The sequence below is a fragment of the Paenibacillus pasadenensis DSM 19293 genome (genome assembly GCF_000422485.1).
Classification (GTDB): domain Bacteria; phylum Bacillota; class Bacilli; order Paenibacillales; family Paenibacillaceae; genus Paenibacillus_O; species Paenibacillus_O pasadenensis.
This window is the reverse complement of record NZ_AULW01000016.1, coordinates 43,137-60,248: the sequence shown is the minus strand read 5'-3', so window position 1 is coordinate 60,248 and position 17,112 is coordinate 43,137. Positions and strand designations below refer to the sequence as shown.

General features: G+C 64.6%; 19 protein-coding genes. 1 reads left to right on the top strand and 18 read right to left on the bottom strand.

Annotated elements, in window-relative coordinates:
* Window positions 1–68 precede the first annotated feature (68 nt).
* From H582_RS25895 to H582_RS29765, 15 genes are all read right to left on the bottom strand, one after another.
* Window positions 69–1,811 carry a LysM peptidoglycan-binding domain-containing protein gene (locus H582_RS25895; protein WP_043110897.1) on the bottom strand — a complete coding sequence of 581 codons (1,743 nt, stop codon included), beginning with the start codon at window positions 1,809–1,811 and terminating at the stop codon, window positions 69–71.
* Between the two features lie 181 nt (window positions 1,812–1,992).
* Window positions 1,993–2,322, bottom strand: a complete 330-nt coding sequence (locus tag H582_RS0104160; RefSeq protein ID WP_028597517.1) for a hypothetical protein — start codon at window positions 2,320–2,322, stop codon at window positions 1,993–1,995.
* 97 nt (window positions 2,323–2,419) lie between these two features.
* A complete protein-coding gene (pheA, locus tag H582_RS0104155; protein WP_028597516.1) occupies window positions 2,420–3,322 on the bottom strand; it encodes a prephenate dehydratase in 903 nt (300 codons plus the stop codon).
* A complete protein-coding gene (thrB, locus tag H582_RS25890; RefSeq protein ID WP_052332946.1) occupies window positions 3,319–4,290 on the bottom strand; it encodes a homoserine kinase in 972 nt (323 codons plus the stop codon). Before thrB ends, pheA begins: the two co-directional genes overlap by 4 nt.
* Window positions 4,290–5,576 (bottom strand): homoserine dehydrogenase, encoded by a 1,287-nt coding sequence (locus tag H582_RS0104145; RefSeq protein WP_028597515.1) that lies wholly within the window; start codon window positions 5,574–5,576, stop codon window positions 4,290–4,292. Before H582_RS0104145 ends, thrB begins: the two co-directional genes overlap by 1 nt.
* Window positions 5,577–5,612: 36 nt before the next feature.
* Window positions 5,613–6,050, bottom strand: coding sequence for an ACT domain-containing protein (locus tag H582_RS0104140; protein WP_028597514.1), 438 nt, complete (start codon window positions 6,048–6,050; stop codon window positions 5,613–5,615).
* A gap of 197 nt (window positions 6,051–6,247) precedes the next feature.
* On the bottom strand, window positions 6,248–6,922 hold the full coding sequence (locus tag H582_RS0104135) for a class I SAM-dependent methyltransferase (protein ID WP_028597513.1): 675 nt from the start codon (window positions 6,920–6,922) through the stop codon (window positions 6,248–6,250).
* A 324-nt stretch (window positions 6,923–7,246) separates the two neighbouring features.
* Entirely contained in the window at window positions 7,247–8,569 is a 1,323-nt protein-coding gene (obgE, locus tag H582_RS0104130) for a GTPase ObgE (protein WP_028597512.1), read from the bottom strand.
* A 16-nt stretch (window positions 8,570–8,585) separates the two neighbouring features.
* A complete protein-coding gene (locus H582_RS0104125) occupies window positions 8,586–9,320 on the bottom strand; it encodes a Spo0B domain-containing protein (protein WP_028597511.1) in 735 nt (244 codons plus the stop codon).
* Window positions 9,321–9,398: 78 nt separating this feature from the next.
* Window positions 9,399–9,710: a 50S ribosomal protein L27 gene (rpmA, locus tag H582_RS0104120; protein ID WP_028597510.1), complete on the bottom strand. Its 312-nt coding sequence runs from the start codon at window positions 9,708–9,710 to the stop codon at window positions 9,399–9,401.
* A 17-nt stretch (window positions 9,711–9,727) separates the two neighbouring features.
* Entirely contained in the window at window positions 9,728–10,063 is a 336-nt protein-coding gene (locus H582_RS0104115) for a ribosomal-processing cysteine protease Prp (protein WP_028597509.1), read from the bottom strand.
* Between the two features lie 10 nt (window positions 10,064–10,073).
* Window positions 10,074–10,385, bottom strand: coding sequence for a 50S ribosomal protein L21 (gene rplU / locus H582_RS0104110; protein ID WP_028597508.1), 312 nt, complete (start codon window positions 10,383–10,385; stop codon window positions 10,074–10,076).
* Between the two features lie 158 nt (window positions 10,386–10,543).
* Window positions 10,544–11,809, bottom strand: a complete 1,266-nt coding sequence (locus tag H582_RS25885) for an Rne/Rng family ribonuclease (protein ID WP_043110896.1) — start codon at window positions 11,807–11,809, stop codon at window positions 10,544–10,546.
* A 52-nt stretch (window positions 11,810–11,861) separates the two neighbouring features.
* Complete coding sequence (locus H582_RS0104100) at window positions 11,862–12,740, bottom strand: site-2 protease family protein (protein WP_028597507.1); 879 nt, start codon at window positions 12,738–12,740, stop codon at window positions 11,862–11,864.
* On the bottom strand, window positions 12,733–13,941 hold the full coding sequence (locus tag H582_RS29765) for a M23 family metallopeptidase (RefSeq protein WP_052332945.1): 1,209 nt from the start codon (window positions 13,939–13,941) through the stop codon (window positions 12,733–12,735). Before H582_RS29765 ends, H582_RS0104100 begins: the two co-directional genes overlap by 8 nt.
* Window positions 13,942–14,147: 206 nt before the next feature.
* Between H582_RS29765 and H582_RS32705 the strand changes: the two genes are divergently transcribed.
* Window positions 14,148–14,234 carry a putative holin-like toxin gene (locus H582_RS32705; protein ID WP_219623315.1) on the top strand — a complete coding sequence of 29 codons (87 nt, stop codon included), beginning with the start codon at window positions 14,148–14,150 and terminating at the stop codon, window positions 14,232–14,234.
* A 226-nt stretch (window positions 14,235–14,460) separates the two neighbouring features.
* Here the strand turns inward: H582_RS32705 and H582_RS0104085 are convergent, their stop codons facing one another.
* The 3 genes from H582_RS0104085 to H582_RS0104075 are packed head-to-tail and all read right to left on the bottom strand — an operon-like array spanning window position 14,461 to window position 17,070.
* Window positions 14,461–15,606, bottom strand: coding sequence for an FtsW/RodA/SpoVE family cell cycle protein (locus tag H582_RS0104085; protein ID WP_028597506.1), 1,146 nt, complete (start codon window positions 15,604–15,606; stop codon window positions 14,461–14,463).
* Between the two features lie 6 nt (window positions 15,607–15,612).
* Window positions 15,613–16,404, bottom strand: coding sequence for a septum site-determining protein MinD (minD, locus tag H582_RS0104080; protein ID WP_028597505.1), 792 nt, complete (start codon window positions 16,402–16,404; stop codon window positions 15,613–15,615).
* Between the two features lie 3 nt (window positions 16,405–16,407).
* On the bottom strand, window positions 16,408–17,070 hold the full coding sequence (locus H582_RS0104075; RefSeq protein ID WP_028597504.1) for a septum site-determining protein MinC: 663 nt from the start codon (window positions 17,068–17,070) through the stop codon (window positions 16,408–16,410).
* Window positions 17,071–17,112 lie beyond the last annotated feature (42 nt).

The following is a 17,112-nucleotide window of genomic DNA, read 5'->3' as shown; positions in this document are numbered from 1 at the left end:
CCTTCACCCTTTCCGGCGCGTTTGCCGTTAGGATGAGCGGATGCTGGAGGAATTATGCATGCATAGCGCTAGCGGCGGTTGATCCACGGCCGGCTGCCCTTGGACTGGCGCACGGTCGGCCTTGCCGCCGAACGGATGACCGCCTTTTTGGCCGGCTTGCGCGGCGACGCCGTGCCGGTCTTGGCCGGCTTCGAAGGCCCTTTGACCGTCAGCCCTCCCGCCGCCGCGGCAGCGGGCTCGGCTTCGCCGGCCTCCTGCTCGCGCTCCCCGCATCCGCAGGGCTGCGCCTGAACCGGGCTCAGCTGCGCCGGAGCGGCGGCCGCGGGCTGGCCGTAGCCGCCCGCATGCAGTCCGGCAGTGGCGCCGGGCCAGGACGGCTGCGCATAGCCCGCTGCCGCTCCGGCAGCCATCGGCGCGCCGTAGCCGCCCTGCCCGGCGGAGGCGGGCAGCGCCGCCTCCGGCTGCCAGGTGCCGCTGCCTCCGTAGCTGTAGGAGCCGCTGAGGCCGGGGGCCCACGGCGCGGCGCCTTGCTCCGCAGCCGCCGGGTAGCCGGCGGCCGCTCCGGCGAATGGCTGGGCCGGATAGCCGCCATAGCCGCCGTAACCGCCGGCATAGCCTTGGCCGCCATAAACCGATGCATACGGATCGCCGTACATCGGCTGGCCGCCCCAAGGAGCGGCGGCAGGCGAGATGCCGGCCGGCCAGCCGCCCGGCTGGCCATAGCCGTCCGCGGCGCCGGCGGCGAACGGCTCGTAAGGAGCGTAAGGCGATCCGTAGCCCGCGCTCTCCGCCCCGAGAACGCCGGAGCCGTAGCCGCCATAGCCGTGGCCAGGGCCGAATGCCGACTCGGCCGCGGCCAACGGCGACGGTCCGCCGTGTCCGGCGTATCCGCCATGGACCGGCTCCGACGAGGCGATCGGCGAAGCGCCGTAGCCGCCGTAGCCGCTAGGGCTGCCGTAACCGCCGTAACCGGAGCCATAGCCGCCCTCTCCAGCGCCCGCGACAAGCCCCGGAATTTCCTGCGAATAGCCCGAGCCGTAAGGGCCGTATCCGCCGTAGCCCGCTCCCGCCGCTCCCGCCGCACCGGCGACCGAGCCCGGAAGCTGCGGCATCTGATAGAGCGGAGCGAAGGCTTCCGTCGCCGGAATTTTCTCCTGCAGGAACGGATGCGCCGTTTCGTTCATTTCCCCGGCCGCGTGGCTATGGCCATAGCCGGATTGGGCTGGAGCGGCGGCGGAAAGCGGCGATGGAGCATAGTCCTTGTGCTCGGAGCCGTACGAACCGTAGGAAGGCTTCTCGACGACGGGCACGACCAGCTCCTCCGTCTGCACGACCGGAGGCGGCGTGACGGGCTCCGCCTGGACCTCCGTCTTTTTCTCGGCTGCCGGCTCAGGGACCGGCGTTTCCTTCGGCGCCGTATTCTTCTTGCCGCCCTCGCCGGATTCCGGCTCCGCCTTGTGCTGCGCGGTGAGCGGCGATGAGGACGGCTTCGGAATATGGACCGTATCGCCTTCCTTGAGCTCGGCCGGATCCACGATTTGCGGATTGGCCTTGATCAGCTCCTGCAGCGAGACGCCCCAAGCCTTCGCCAGCTTCCACAGCGTATCGCCGATCTTCGCCTTGTACTTGTGGATCAGCTCCGGCGCTCCCGGCTTGCTCGCCGATGCCGGCACCTTGACCTTCGTGCCGATCAGGATGTTATGAGGATTCGTCAAGGTCGGATTGAGCTTCTGCAGCTCTTCTACGCTCACCCCGTATTTCTGGCCGATCAGGTACAGCGTGTCGCCCTTCTTCACGATATGGATTTTCACTTTGCCGACTCCCTCCTCTTCGCATGCTTGCGAATGCGGCGGCTGCCCGCCCATCTGCCCGTCGTTACATCGTATGCAGCGACTAGGCATCTGCCACCCTTTTCCGCAAAATAATCCAAGCCCCGCGCGCATTGCAAAAAAAAGAGCGCTCCGTCGGAGCGCCTGAACGGCGAAGCGAAAGCTACTCTTCCTCGTCTTTCTTTTTGCCTGGCTCCGGCTCGAAGCCGAAGCTGACCTTCCGCGGCAGCTGCCGCCCTTCCGCTTGAAACTTTGCATAGGCTTCCCGGATGTCGGGCACCGCTTGCCGAACCGTCAGGAGAAAGCCGCGCAGCATGCCCGCCAGCGCCTCCAGCCGCTCCTCCTCCCATCCGTCCCAATCGCCGCTTGCCAGCTCCGGCACCTCTCCGATCCATGACCTTCCCGCCGTCTGACGCCACTTCTCCCGCTCCTGCTCCGTCATCGACCCGTAGAGGCTGTCGATCTCCGCGATCCGATCGCTGCGCTTGTCCATCTCTTCCTCTCCTCCTGCCGTTGTGATCGTTGGAATAAAAAAAGCGCCCGACCAGCCCCTCAGGCCGAATGGACGCTTTCTCTTGTCGAATAACGCTTCAAGCGCGGCTCTCCGCCGCCGCTTGCGCCAGCTCCGGAGCGGTGCTGCCGAAGCTCGGATACGAGCCGAGCACCCGCACCTGGCAGCCGATCGCCTCGATCTCCTGCAGCGCGGCGGGCAGCAGCACCGTGTCGAGCGCCATCTCGATGTCGATGACGAAATGGTACGTGCCGAGACGCTTTTTGGTCGGACGCGACTCGATGCGCGCCAGGTTGATGCGCCGCCAGGCGAACGCCGACAGCACCTGGTGCAGCGCGCCCGGGAAGTCTTCCGGCAGCGTGACGAGGATCGACGTCTTGCGCACCGGCGACTCCCGCAGCTCGAACGGCTCGCGGCCGACGAGCAGGAAGCGGGTGTAGTTGTTGTCGTGGTCCGTCACGCCGGGGCGGATGACGTCGAGCCCGTAATGGGCCGCGGCGAGCGTAAGGCCGATCGCCGCCCAGCCTTTGCCGGGATTCTCGCTGACGATCTTGACCGCCTCGGCCGTGCTGCTCACATGCTCCCACTCGGCATGCTGCAGGTTCGCCCGCAGGAAGCTATGGCATTGCGCCATCGCGACCGGATGGCTCAGCACGCGCACGATGTGGCCGTACTCCGGCTCGCCGTCCTCGCCGCACAGCTCGCCGCGATGGCCGATCAGCTGCTGGCGGGACGGGTAGATCCATTCCGCCTGGATCGGCAGGTCGACCTCGTGCAGCAGCCAGTCCATATGCAGGTTGACCGAGCCCTCGATCGTATTCTCGATCGGGATGACGCTGTAGTCCGTCCGGCCTTCTACCGTAGAAAGGAATACGTCGGAAATCATCGGGTAGTAAACGCGCTCCGCGCCGTCCTCGCCGCAGAGGCTGCGGGCAGCCTCGTCGGAGGTGGAGACGACGGGAAGCAGGGCGACTTTCATCATGCTTCGGAATCTCCTTTGCTATGGCCTTGCGGCGCCAGCCAAGGCGCCAGATGCTCGTCCAGCACGACGGGACCTTCCAGGTCCGGCTCCAGCCGGATCAGGTCGGCCTCGATGCCCGCCGCCGCCAGCGTGCCGAGCAGGAACGTCTCCAGCTCCGCCAGGCGCGGGCTCTCCCGGTCGACGAGCGCGAGCAGCGTCGGGCCTGCTCCGCTGAGCGCGGCGCCGAGCGCGCCGTGCTCGGCCGCGCCGGCCAGCACCTCGGCCATGCCGGGAATGAGCGGGGCGCGGTACGGCTGATGCAGCTTGTCCTGCATCGCCCGCGCGATCAGCTCGAGCCGGCCCGACGCCAGCGCCGCCACGAGGAGGGAGCTGCGGCCGACGTTGAATACGGCATCCTTCATCGGCAGCTGCGTCGGCAGCGCATGCCGGGCTTTTTCGGTGGCGAGCTCGAAGCGCGGAATCGCTGCGATCGCGGCCAGCCGCTCGGGCGGGTCCAGACGGACGAGATCGGCGCGGCTGCCGTCCCAGGCGGCGGCGATGAGGCCGCCGTAGAGCGAGGCGCCGACGTTGTCGGGATGCCCCTCGAGGCGGGTCGCCAGCTGCAGCAGGCCGTCCCGGTCGAACGGGCGTCCCGCCAGCTCGTTGGCCGCGGCCAGCGCGCCGACGATCGCGCTCGCGCTGCTGCCGAGGCCGCGCGTCAGCGGGATGTCGCTGCTCATGTCGATGTCGAGCTCCGGCACGGGCAGTCCCGCTTCCTCATGCAGCAGCGCCGCGACCTTGTAGAGCAGGTTGCTCTTGTCGGTCGGGATCCCGTCCAGTCCGCCGCCATGCAGCCGGATCGACGTGCGCTCGGAGACGCCCATCCCGACCCAGGCATGCAGCGAGAGAGCCATGCCGAGGCTGTCGAAGCCCGGTCCCAGATTGGCCGTGCTGGCCGGGACGCGCACCAGCACGCGGGTCATGCCCATCAGCCCTCCACCCGGTAGACGCTTTTGACCTTCTGGATGACGTCGAGCGTCTCGAAGGCGTCTACGACCTTGTTCATGGCCGCCTTGCTGGCGTTATGGGTGATGACGATGATTTCCGCCTCCTTCAGCTCCGGGTTCGGCTGCTGGATGACCGATTCGAGGCTCACCTCGTACTCCGCGAACACCTGGGTGATGCGGGCGAGCACGCCGGCGCGGTCCGCTACATGCAGCCGGAGGAAATACTTCGAGCTGATCTGCTCGTCGCTTTTCAGCACGCGCTCCTTGAAGGAGCTCGCTCCGCCAAGGCCGTTCACGCCGATCTTGAGGTTTTTCACGACGGCGACGAGATCGGCGACGATCGACGTCGCCGTCGGCAGCTCGCCGGCTCCGGCGCCGTAGAACATCGTCTCCCCGACCGCCTCGCCATGCACGTAGACCGCGTTGAACACGCCGTTCACCGACGCGATCGGATGGCTCGCCTTGACCATCGTCGGCTGCACGCTGACGCTGATCGACTCGCCCTGGCGCTCGGCGATGCCGAGCAGCTTGACCTCGTAGCCGAGCCGCTTGGCGTAGGCGATGTCCTCCTTGCCGACGGACGAGATGCCTTTGACGGATACGTCCTCCAGGCCGACCTCGCAGCGGAAGCCGAGGCGGGAGAGGATCGTCATCTTGCGCGCCGCGTCCAGCCCCTCCACGTCGGAGGTCGGGTCGGCCTCGGCATAGCCGAGCTCCTGCGCTTCCTTGAGGACGTCCGCGTACGAGGCGCCTTCCTGGCTCATCTTCGTGAGGATGTAGTTCGTCGTGCCGTTGACGATGCCCATGATCTTCGTGATGCGGTCCGAGGAGAAGCCCTCGATCAGCGTGCGGATGATCGGGATGCCGCCGGCGACGCTCGCTTCATAGAACACGTCGCAGCGGTTCTCGCTCGCCGTGGCGAGCAGCTCGCGGCCATGCAGCGCCATCAGGTCCTTGTTGGCCGTGACGACATGCTTGCCGAGCGACAGCGCCTCCAGCAGATATTCCTTGGTGCGCTCGATGCCGCCCATCACCTCGACGATGACGTCGATGTCGGGGTTGCGGATGATCTCCCACGCATCGGTCGTCAGCTTTGCGGCGTCGACGTCGATGCTGCGGGACTTGTCGACGTTCTGCACGAGCACTTTCTCGATGACGATCGGCGAGCCGACCTGGCTCATCAGATCCTCCTGATGGCGCTCCACGATCCGCACGACGCCCGTCCCTACCGTTCCAAGGCCAAGCAGGCCGACTTTAACTGGTTTCATCCTTCATCATCCCCCGTATTCCATATGTTCCGCTGCTCAACCCTGTCCGATGACGGAGGCGCGCTTGACGCCATTCTGGAGCCGCAGCTCGTCGAGAAAGGCGAAGCGGTCCTCCTTCATCGGCGCCGTATCCACCGACAGGACGACATTGGCGTAGCCCTGCAGCGGGATGCTCTGGTGGATCGTCAGCACGTTGCCGCCACGCGACGCGACGAGTCCAAGCACATGGGACAGAATGCCGGAGCGATGCTCCAGATCGATCGAGATCGTGATGATCGACCCCCGCTCCAGCTCGCCCAGCGTCAGCACGCCTTCCCGGTACTTATAAAAGGCGCTGCGGGACAAGCCCGCCCGCTCCACCGCTTCGTGGATCGTCGCCGCCTCGCCGCGGCCGAGCATCTCCTTGACCGCGATCGTCTTGACGATCGCCTCCGGCAGCAGGTCTTCGCGAACGACATAGTATCGCTCCGTCAAGCTGGCGTCCTCCTACCATAGACAGTTGTTTTCATATAGTGGACATTATACCGGATGCCCGTCGATGACAGCAACCTTTTTTCTATGCAGCTTCCGTCGAGTTTGTTCTTGATAGAGTAATTTTGTACATTATAACGTACTTTTCTCTGGAAAAGAAACAAAAACAACGCCCGCGAGGGCGTTGCATCGGCGCCGTCTCATACGAGCGCGCAGAAGACCGCGAAATCGCGGAACTTATAGACGACATCCGCATCGGCGAAGCCCGCCTCCCGCAGCCAGGCGAGCTGCTCCGAGGCTTTGGCGTTGATGTCCGTCTCCCGTCGCTTGACCGAGGCGTCGGCCGCTTCCTTGCGGATGCGTCCGTCGTAGATCTCCTCGAGCCACAGCTCGCGGTAAATCGCATCGAAGACAGGAGACTCGGCCGCCGCCTGGTCCGCGTTCACGAACCGGCCCCCCGCAGCCAAGCTGCCTCGGACATGCCGGAACAGCCTCCGCTTCGCCTCATGCGGCAGATGATGGATCGCCAGCGAGGAGACGACGAGGTCGAACGGCCCTTCCGGCAGGCCGTCCGCCATGTCGCCTTCCGCGAAGCGGACTCCGTCGTCGTCGGCGAACCGCTCGCGCGCCTTGCCCAGCATGGACGGGCTGAAGTCCATCAGCGTCAGCTCCGCGGACGGATACGCTTGCCGCAGCATCGCCGAGAACAGCCCCGTTCCCGCCCCGAGCTCCAGGATGCGCGGCTTTTCGGCATCGGTGCGCGCCGACTTCAAGGCGCTGCCGTAAAAGTCGTCGTAGCAGGGAATGAGCACCCTGCGCTCCTCGTCGTACCGGGCTGCCGCCAGCTCGAACTGCTCCCTCACCTTTTCGTCCATCTCCGCTTCGCCTCTTCCCTTTGGAATGGGTTCAGCTTAACACGGAACGTTATTATTTTGAAATATAGAATAGGGATTAATATATTGCCTTTATCTATAATCAGCAAGGGCTTGACCTCCAGCCTAGCGCCGTCCCAGGAGCGGCGCTATTGCTCGATCGTCCGATAGGACCGAAGCGATCCTGCGGCTCAGGCGATTCCGCATGATCATCCATCCAGCCGTCGAGCGCGAAGCCAATAAAAAAGCGGCCCCCGCCGGGGGCCGCTGCTTTGAAGCTGCCGGTCCAAGTCCGCCAAGCGGACCCTAGACAGAAGCAAGCTTTGCTCATTCAGGAGAATAGTCGCTGCCCTCGAAGAACTCGAAGGTGAATTCGCCGATGCGCACTGTGTCGCCGTCCTTGGCTCCGATCTTGCGCAGGGCGCTGTCCACGCCCATGCGCCGCAGCATGCGGGCGAAGCGCATGACCGCATCGTAGGAGTTGAGATGGATGCGCTTGATCTGACGCTCGAACGATTCGCTCTCGACGACGAAGTAGTCGTTCTCCTTGTAGACGCGGAACGGCGTTTCTTCCTTCTCGGAATGACGGAAGATCTTGCGCTCCTCGACTCCCTTGACCTCTTCGAGCTCCGGCGCTTCGGGGATGGCCTCGAGCGTCGCCGCCGCCTTGTAAAGCAGCTCCTGGATGCCTTCCTTGGTCAGCGAGGAGATCGGCATGATCTCGTACTCCCGCTCCTCGGCGCGCTCGGCGAGCTGCTCGCGGAACCGCTCGAGGTTGGCCTCCGAATCCGGCATGTCCATCTTGTTGGCGGCGATGATTTGCGGGCGCTCCGCCAGCTTGGCGTTGTAGAGCACGAGCTCCTCGTTGATCTTGAGCCAGTCCTCGAACGGATCGCGGCCCTCGGAGCCGGACATGTCCACGACATGCACGATGACGCGAGTCCGCTCGATGTGGCGCAGGAACTCGTGGCCGAGGCCGACGCCTTCATGCGCGCCCTCGATCAGGCCGGGCAGATCCGCCATGACGAAGCTGCGGCCCTCTTCGACGTCGACGACGCCGAGGTTCGGCGTGATCGTCGTGAAGTGATAGGCGCCGATCTTCGGCTTGGCCGCCGAGACGATCGACAGCAGCGTCGACTTGCCGACGCTCGGGAAGCCGACGAGGCCGACGTCCGCCATCACCTTGAGCTCCAGCACGAGCCAGCGCTCCTGGCCTTCCTCGCCTTTTTCGGCGATCTCAGGCGCAGGATTGCTGATCGTGGCGAAGCGCGGGTTGCCGCGTCCGCCGCGTCCGCCCTTGGCGACGACGACTTCCTGGCCGTGGCGGGTCAGGTCGCCGACGATCTCGCCGGTGTCGTCATCGATGATGATCGTGCCCGGAGGGATGCGGACGATCATGTCCTCCGCCCTTGCTCCGTGCATCGTCTTCGGACGGCCCCTCTCGCCGCGGTCGCCTTTGAAATGCTTTTGGTAGCGGAAATCCATCAGCGTGCGCAGGCCTTCGTCCACGCGGAAGATGACGTTCGCGCCGCGTCCTCCGTCGCCGCCGGCAGGACCGCCTTCGGGAACGTACTTTTCCCGGCGGAACGAGACGATGCCGTCTCCTCCGTCGCCGCCTTTGACAAATATTTTGGCTTTATCGACAAACATGATTCAGTTCCTCCATCTATGCGCAGAGCGGTGCCTTCAGCAGAACATGGCGATGCTGCTTCAGACTGTCTGCCTGCAGCGGCGTTCCGCGCAGGCGCTGCTCCAATTTTTCCACGAGTTCAGCGTCGTCCATCAGCTCGCCGGCAAACTCCAGCTCCACTAAAAGCTCGCCGCTGCCGCGAGAAAGCCTCAGCTGCAGCCGGGCCGGATCGCCTCCGCCCGGCTTGATGCTGAAGCGATAGGCATTGATGACTTCAATGATCGCTTCTCCGGCCCCGTCGCATCCTTCGCTGAGCTCCTCCAGCGACAGGTTGTCCTCGATGTCGACTTCCAGCACGATCGATTGCGAGAGTGTGCGGAAGGACTGCAGGTAGGCGGTCAGCGCCGGGCAGCCAAGCTTGGAGATCTTGCTCTCGCGAAGCATCTGCTCCCGAATCCGCTCGACGGTCGCCAGCGCTCGATCCGGCTTGTTCATCCGGATATAGCCGTACAGCACCTGCAGATCGTTCATCCAGTCATGACGATGATGGCCCAGCGTCTGGATGGAAGCCTGCTGCACCGCCGCCAGGCTTTTTTGCAGCTGCAGCCGATGCTGCTTCCTCTCCAGACGGATCCATACCGCCGCCGCAGCCGCCGTCCAAAGCAGGAACAGCAGCTGCGTCCACAGCCACGAAGGCCAAGCGGCCGCGGCAGCCGCCGGCAGCAGAACCGAGCCCGCTGCATACAGCTTGGCCGAATGATAGCGATTCATACGTCGATCCCACTTTCTGCCCGGATGATAAAAAAACCCGGCCTGCTCGTATCAGGCCGGGTCGCGTGTCTCTGGTTCTTAAGCTTCTACTGCTGCGGCTACCGGAGCCAGATCAACCGGGTATACGCTGACTTTTTTGCGGTCGCGTCCCCAACGCTCGAACTTGACCACGCCGTCGATCAGTGCGAACAGCGTATCATCTTTGCCGATGCCTACGTTGTTGCCCGGGTGGATCTTCGTGCCGCGCTGGCGGAACAGGATGTTCCCTGCCGTTACGGTCTGTCCATCCGCACGCTTCGCGCCCAGACGCTTCGATTGGCTGTCGCGTCCGTTCTTCGTGGAGCCGACACCCTTTTTGGATGCGAACAATTGAAGATTCAGTTTCAACATGACGGAGTCCTCCCTTCTTACTTGAGTTGTTCTTTGAGGGCCACATGGGCGCTGTAGGAATCCGCGATTCCTTCCAGCATGACCTTCATGGATTCCAGGAGCAGCTGCATCCGGGCATCCGCCTCGGAATCGGCCAGCTCCGGAATATCCGACTGGAGCCATCCATTTTTCATGCTTGCCGGAAGCTCGGCTCCCGCAAGCACTTCGATAGCATTAACGGTGCCCACCGTGACGGCGGATACACCTGCGCATACGATATCTTTGCCCGCTTTGGCATACCGCGCATGCCCCTCTACGGAGAAAGCGACGATACGCCGGTCATCGGACCGCCGGGTGAAGGTAACGACAATCATGGCCCTGAGCTTACGCTTGGATGCTTTCGATCGTTACTTTCGTGTACGGCTGGCGATGGCCTTGCTTGCGGCGGTAGTTCTTTTTCGGCTTGTACTTGTAGACCGTGATCTTTTGGCCGCGGCCGTGCTTCTCGATCTTGCCGGAAACCGTTGCTCCCGCAACGACCGGGGAACCGGTCACGAGACCTCCGTCCTTGGATACGGCCAGGACGCGATCAAACGTCACGCTCTCGCCTTCGCCGGCGTTCAGCTTCTCGATGTAGAGCACATCGCCTTGCTGGACTTTGTATTGCTTGCCGCCCGTTTCAATAATTGCGAACATGGATGGTGCACCTCCTTGTAGTCGAAGACTCGCCACGATCGGGTGACGGACGCGCGGGGCGCGGCCGAGGCTTGGAAAACCCGTCCTGTGCGGTACCATGATGCCTCATCCGAGACATACACCAAGACATTGTATCATAGGCGAAAAGCCCGATCAAGCTATTTCGTCGAGTCGTCGCGCCGCTTTTCCGGCGCGCGGCGTCCGCTGCCGCCGCAGCAGCCGCAGAGCGGGAACAGCTGGGCGCCGACGCTGCGGCGGGCTTTGCGGCGGGTGATCTCGAGCAGGCCGAGCCGGGTCCAGCCATGGATCTGGCACTTGCTGCGGTCCTCTCGCGAAGCTTTTTCCAGCTCCTGCCGGACCCGCTCGCGGTTGGCCCCCTCCTCCATGTCGATGAAGTCGACGACGACGATGCCCCCGACATCGCGCAGCCGCAGCAGCCGGGATATTTCCCGCGCAGCCTCCATGTTCGTATGGAATACGGTGTCCTCGAGCCCGCTCGATCCGGTGAATTTGCCGGTATTGACGTCGATGACCGTAAGCGCCTCGGTCTGCTCCCAGACGAGGTAGCCCCCGCTCGGCAGCCAGATGCGGGTCGCGAACGCGGCCTGCAGCTGGGCGGTCACGCCGAAGCGGTCGAACAGCGGCTTGCGCTCCAGCTCGCGGTCGTACAGCCGCAGCTGCCGCTCGCTGCCGGGAGCGAGCTCACGCAGCAGCTGCTGCGCCTCGGCGAAGCGGGTCCGGTCGTCGACCAGCACCTCCATGCCGGCCGCGTAGCTGTCGCGGAAGACGCGGCGCATGAGCCCGGCCTCCAGCATGACCGGCTCGGCCGGCCTGGCCTCGCGGGCCCGCCGCTCGACCTCCTCCCATTGTCGCCGCAGCTGCGCCAGATCTGCCTGCAGCGACTCCTCGCTCTCGCCGGCCGCCACCGTGCGCATGATGACGCCTTCGCCGCTGCGGCGAAAGCCTTCTCCGATGCCGCGCAGCCGCGCCCGCTCGCTTTCGGAGGCGATCTTCTTGGAGACGCCGACGTAATCCGCGCCGGGCATGTAGACGAGCCAGCGTCCCGGTAAGGAGTAATGCGTCGTCACGCGCGCACCCTTGCCGCCGATCGGCTCCTTGATGACCTGCACGAGCAGCTCCTGCCCGGGCCGCGCCAGCTCCGCGATCGACGGCTTGTCCGCCTGCCTGGCGGCTGCCGGATGAAGCAGCTCGTCGATGTAGAGAAAGGCGTTTTTGGCCAGTCCGATATCGACAAAAGCGGCTTGCATGCCGGGAAGCACGTTGACGACCCTTCCCTTGTACAGGTTGCCGACAAGGCCGTCCTGCTGGACGGATTCCATGAAAAATTCCACGGCCCGGCCGTCCTGCAGCACAGCCGTCTGCAGCATCGCGCCGTCGCCGTGGACGAGCATCGCTTTGTTCATTGTAGCGGCACACCGCCTTCCGGTCCCAAGCCGGACCTAGTTGGCTCTTATTTTACCGCAAAAGATCCGAAACTGCACGGTCCCCCGACAAATACCCCTCGACGACCCGCTGCTCCGGAAGCACGCCGACGATCCGGCCCGGATCGTCCATCACATAGACGAGATGGTAGTGGTCGCGGAGAAAAAGACGCGCCGTCGTCCAGATCGGGTGGCGTCCCGTCACGACGATCGGACGCGCTCTGGAGCCGGCTTGGATTCTCCTTTTCGCCGACCTGCCCCTCGTCATCAGGAAACGCATGAACAGAAACGGAATCTGCTTGCGATAGGTCCAGTTGGCGGCCAGCAGAAACAAGCCGACGGCCAGCAGGTTCGCCTGCACGCCGCCGGAGCCGCCGCGCTGGAGCTGCGGCAGGAGCGCGTAGCCGATCATGAGCAGGCTGCAGCCCATCCCCGCCCAAGCGCTGAAGCGGAGCGTGCCGTAATAGTTCATGCGCAGGCCGCAGGCGAAGCGCAGCAGACGGCCGCCGTCGAGCGGATAGATCGGCAGCAGGTTGAACGTCAGCAGGAGCAGATTGGCTTGAACGAGATAGGCAGCGAGCTGGGCGTCCATCGCCCCTCCCGCGCCGAGAGCCCATGCCGCTCCCGCCATCCAGACGTTCTGCAGCGGGCCGGCCAGGGCGATGGCAGCCTCCTCCCAGGCCGGCGCGCCGGGCTTCTCCTCCAGCTCGGCGACTCCTCCGAACGGCAGCAGCCGGATCTCGAGCACCTTCCAGCCGAAAGCGTAGGCCGCCGCCGCGTGGCCGAGCTCATGGACGAAGACGAGCACGAACAGCGTCAGCAGCTCGCCGATATAGCCGGTCAGCACCGACAGCAGCATGAGCACCGCCAGCAGCGGATGGAGGCTCCAGCGGATTCCTCCGAGCTCAATCAAGCGGAATCACGTCCGCCGGATCGATGTAGCGGTCCTGCTCCTTCACGGCAAAATAAAGCAGCGCCTCCGCGTTCCCCTCCGCCGCGGCGCCGAGACGGCCGATCGGCTCTCCCGCCGTCACCCAGTCGTTCGCCGCGACCAGCGCCTCGCCCAGCCGGCCGTAGTACGTCGTCCGTCCGCCGGCATGCTGGAGCACGACGGTCGGGCCTTTGGCGTCGTCCGCAGAGACGACGAGCACGCGCCCTTCCTCCGCCGCCAGCACGTCCGCTCCCGGCGCTCCGGAAATCTCCACGCCGCCGAGCAGCTCCGCGAACGGATGCACGATGCTGCCGCCCGCGACCGGCGCGACTGCCGCCCGCTCGGCCGGCGCCGTCGCCGGCTGCGTGCCTCCGAGCTTGCCGAAGCCGGGAAGGAAGGACGGCGGAGCGCCGAAGACGCCTTCGTACCAGCCCGCGATCGCCGACATGTCCATCGGCTCGGAAAGCGCCTCGCGCACGATCAGCTGGCCTTCGCGGGCTGCCGGGTTGTCGAGCTGGAACAGCCCCCATACCGCGCCGAACAGCGCGGCGGAGACGAGCAGCCTGCGGCCGAAGCTGCGCGCGAAGCGCCCCGCGGCGCCGGGGGCGGTCCGATAGCCGCCTCCTCCGCCCGGACCGGCTCCGCCGGAGGCGTTTCCTCGCAGCGGACTCGGAGCGAGCCCGGTCAGGCTTCCACCTGCCTGCTCCAGCCGTTCCCACGGGTTGGCATTGTTTTTCCACTCCGCCTCCGGGTCCTTCTCCTGCGGCTGCGGCCAAGCCTCGTCCGGCCAGCCGCTGCCGAGCGGCTGCTCCCACTCCGCGGGAGCGCCCGGCCGGTACACTCTCGTTCCGTAAGGTCCGTCCGTGACCGCGCCTTTCCCGTCGCGCGGGCCGGCTGAGCGCAGCGCCTCAGGCGCCTTGCGGCTGTTCGGCCGCGCTCTCGAGCCGGCTGACTTGCCGGCAGGCGGCTGCTGGCCCGAATCCCTGAAGAGCGTCCCGCCGGAACTGCCGTCCCGCCGGGCGGACGCTTCCGCCTGCCTCGCCGCCTCCGCCTCCATCCGCTCCGTCAGCTCCCGGATGCGTTCCTGCCTGCGTTCCCGATTCGCGCTCGTCAGGCCGCGCGCCGCCTTGTCCTTTTTTTCCCGGCCGGCTTGGCCGCGCCTGTCGTTCGGATTGCCCCACATGCCCGTTCCCTCCTTCTTTCCCCCGCTCCGCTGGCAGCGGAAAGGCTTGTTCTATCTGTATGTGAGGGCTTATCCGAGTATGCGGGAGACGGAGCCGCCGGCTGCGGCAAGCATGAAAAAGCCCCCTATGCGGGGGCTTGGCCAGCTGGTATAATTGTCCAGTACAGCTCAACTTGTGGCGGCTCCCTCCGGAAAGGAGGGATGCTATGGAAACTTTCCAAGCGATCATGGCCATGTTTGCCTTCGGCAGCTTTCTGCTGGCTCTCCTGACCTACATCGACAAACGAAAGTAACCCGCCACAGGTTGACCGCCTGACGGGTTACTCTCATGTTAGAGCAATAGGGAGGGTTCCGCCTATAGTGAGGCTGTACAGGGGAGAGCGCTGGCGGGCGCTCTCTTCCTTGTTGTCTCGCTATTGGTTGCGTATCCCTCAGATACGTCTATTATACCCGAAAACGATCTTCTGTATACCGTCCGTCCGCCTCATAATGGAAAATTCTCTCTCCAGCCCGCCTCCGTCAGTTCTCCAGCTGGTACCGCTCCTGATGCGCGCGGATGCTGAACACCAGCCCCACGCACAGCATGTTGAGCAGCAGCGACGTGCCGCCATAGCTGACGAACGGCAGCGTGATGCCGGTGATCGGCATGATGCCGATCATCATCCCGACGTTCTGGAACACCTGGAACACGTACATCGAGGCGATGCCGATGATGATGAACGCCCCTCGCAAATCATAGCATTGGAAGGCGATCATGATCATCCGGTAGATGAGCAGGAAATACAGCAGCAGCAGCACCGCCGAGCCCTGGAAGCCGAACTCCTCGCCGACGACGACAAAGATCGAGTCGGAGTACGTATACGGCACGACGCCGCGCTTCTTGGAGTCGCCCTGAAGGAAGCCATCGCCGGTCAGGCCGCCGCTGCCGACGGCGATGCGGGCGTTGCGGGACTGGTACTTGGCGTCCGGGTCGGCGTTGTCGGGATCGACGAACGTGTTGATCCGCTCGTACCAGTGCGTGACGTCATGCTTCTTGGCGTACTCCTTGATCTGGTCGTTGTAGGTCGTGAACAGCGTCACGAACAGCGTCAGCGTGCCGACGACGACGGCCAGCCCGAGCAGCACATGCGTGTACTTGACGTTGCCGATCCAGAGCATGCCGAGCAGGATGACGAGGTAGATGATGGCGTTGCCGAGATCCGGCTGGATGACGACGAGCAGGAAAGGCAGTCCGGCCACGGCCGCGATCGGCATCAGGTCGCGCATGACCTGCAGCTTCTCCCCTTGCCTGCGCCCCATCAGGTAGGCGACGGCGATGATGAGCACGATCTTGCCCGCCTCGGCCGGCTGGAAGCTCAGCTCGCCGATCGTGAACCAGCCGGAGGCGCCGTTGAGCTTCGCTCCGGCGAACTTGACGGCGACGAGCAGGATGACGCCGACCCCGTAGATGACCGGCCATGCCTTGAGGACGAGCCGATAGTCGACCAGCGTCGTTACGAAAAGGACGATGAAGCCAAGAGCATAAAACACCAGCGTCTTTTTGTAATGGCTGGCAAAGTTCGCGTCCGCGTTCCCGACGCTGTAGAGCAGGATCGCGCTGATCGCCATGAAGCAGACGAGCAGCGTGAGGATGCCGACGTCCATTTTTTTGAGCTTGTTGATCACTTCAAATCATCCAATCCCTAAAAACTTGCGCAGCTTGCGGAAGCGTCCGGGCTTGTCGTCGAGCGGCATGAGCGGCACCATGTCGCCGAGGATGCGGCGCGCGATGTTGCGATAGGCGATCGCCGCCTTGCTCGTCGGGTCCATGACCGTCGGCTCGCCGGAGTTGGCGGCCTTGATGACGCGCTCGTCATCCGGGACGACGCCGAGCAGATCGATCGCCAGCACCTGGCAGATGTCGTCGATGTCGAGCATGTCGCCGCTTTTCACCATCGCATGCTTGATGCGGTTGATGACCAGCTTGGCCGGCACCTGGGACTGCTCCAGCAGCCCGATGACGCGGTCGGCGTCGCGTACGGCGGCATTTTCGGGCGTCGTCACGACGATCGCGCGATCGGCTCCGGCGATCGCGTTGCGGAAGCCCTGCTCGATGCCCGCCGGGCAGTCGATGATGACATAATCGTATTCCTTCTTGAGCTCCAGCACGATGTCCCGCACCTGCTCCGGCGTCACGGCCGACTTGTCCTTCGTCTGGGCGGCGGGCAGCATGCTCAGGTCGTCGAAGCGCTTGTCCTTCACGAGCGCCTGCTGTAGCCGCACCCTTCCTTCCGCCACGTCGACCAGGTCATAGATGATGCGGTTCTCCAGCCCCATGACGACATCGAGATTGCGCAGCCCGATATCCGTGTCGACCATCGCGACCTTTTTGCCCAGCAGAGCCAGGGCGGTGCCCAGATTGGCGGAGGTCGTCGTCTTGCCGACGCCGCCTTTGCCTGATGTGATGACGATTGCTTCTCCCATGCTCTACACCCCTTTGAACAGCATCGGCTCCTTGCGCATGCGCACGAGCTGGTTCATCTTGTCGATCTGCATCCGCCCGTCCTCCAGATAGGCGTACTCCATCGAGGCGTCGGCGCTCATCCACTCCTCCGGCGGCCGGCTGATGACGTCGGAAATCCGCAGCTGCGTCGGACGCAGCTGCGAGGCGGCGATGATGACGTCGGTCCGTCCTTCCGTCCCCGCATGGGCCATCCCGCGCAGCGCGCCCAGCACGTAGATGTCGCCGGTGCAGCGGAGCGCTCCCCCGGGATTGAGATCGCCGAGCAGCAGCAGGCTGCCGTCATGCTCGACCGTCTGGCCGGAGCGGATCGTGCCGGTCATCAGCTTGAACGCCTCCGAGGCGCCTGCCGGGTCCGGCCGGGGCGCCTCCGATTCGATCGTCTGGACGAGCAGATTGCCCCGCTGGCGGATGACGCTGCGGATCTGCTCCTTGTCTTCCTCGGAAGCCGGCCGCGAGCCGAGCTTCACATGAACGTGAACCAGCGGCCCCGACAGGAGCTGCTGGTGGGATTTTTCGAGCTTGAACCGAAGCTCGTCCATGAGCTCGGCGAAATCGCAACTATCGTCAAAGAGGAAGATGAGACCGTCCTTGACTCCTTTAATCGTAATATGCGGTTTGTCGGTCACGTCGGTCCCTCCTTGACGATATCATTCGTCCCGAAGCCGGCC

Coding starts and splice junctions, on each gene's coding strand:
- obgE (WP_028597512.1), bottom strand. CDS start 8,569: ATGTTTGTCGATAAAGCCAAAATATTTGTCAAAGGCGGCGACGGAGGA.
- H582_RS0104115 (WP_028597509.1), bottom strand. CDS start 10,063: ATGATTGTCGTTACCTTCACCCGGCGGTCCGATGACCGGCGTATCGTC.
- H582_RS0104160 (WP_028597517.1), bottom strand. CDS start 2,322: ATGGACAAGCGCAGCGATCGGATCGCGGAGATCGACAGCCTCTACGGG.
- H582_RS29765 (WP_052332945.1), bottom strand. CDS start 13,941: ATGTGGGGCAATCCGAACGACAGGCGCGGCCAAGCCGGCCGGGAAAAA.
- thrB (WP_052332946.1), bottom strand. CDS start 4,290: ATGGGCATGACCCGCGTGCTGGTGCGCGTCCCGGCCAGCACGGCCAAT.
- pheA (WP_028597516.1), bottom strand. CDS start 3,322: ATGATGAAAGTCGCCCTGCTTCCCGTCGTCTCCACCTCCGACGAGGCT.
- H582_RS0104125 (WP_028597511.1), bottom strand. CDS start 9,320: ATGAATCGCTATCATTCGGCCAAGCTGTATGCAGCGGGCTCGGTTCTG.
- rplU (WP_028597508.1), bottom strand. CDS start 10,385: ATGTTCGCAATTATTGAAACGGGCGGCAAGCAATACAAAGTCCAGCAA.
- H582_RS0104135 (WP_028597513.1), bottom strand. CDS start 6,922: ATGGACGAAAAGGTGAGGGAGCAGTTCGAGCTGGCGGCAGCCCGGTAC.
- H582_RS25885 (WP_043110896.1), bottom strand. CDS start 11,809: ATGAACAAAGCGATGCTCGTCCACGGCGACGGCGCGATGCTGCAGACG.
- minD (WP_028597505.1), bottom strand. CDS start 16,404: ATGGGAGAAGCAATCGTCATCACATCAGGCAAAGGCGGCGTCGGCAAG.
- H582_RS32705 (WP_219623315.1), top strand. CDS start 14,148: ATGGAAACTTTCCAAGCGATCATGGCCATGTTTGCCTTCGGCAGCTTT.
- rpmA (WP_028597510.1), bottom strand. CDS start 9,710: ATGTTGAAACTGAATCTTCAATTGTTCGCATCCAAAAAGGGTGTCGGC.
- H582_RS0104145 (WP_028597515.1), bottom strand. CDS start 5,576: ATGAAACCAGTTAAAGTCGGCCTGCTTGGCCTTGGAACGGTAGGGACG.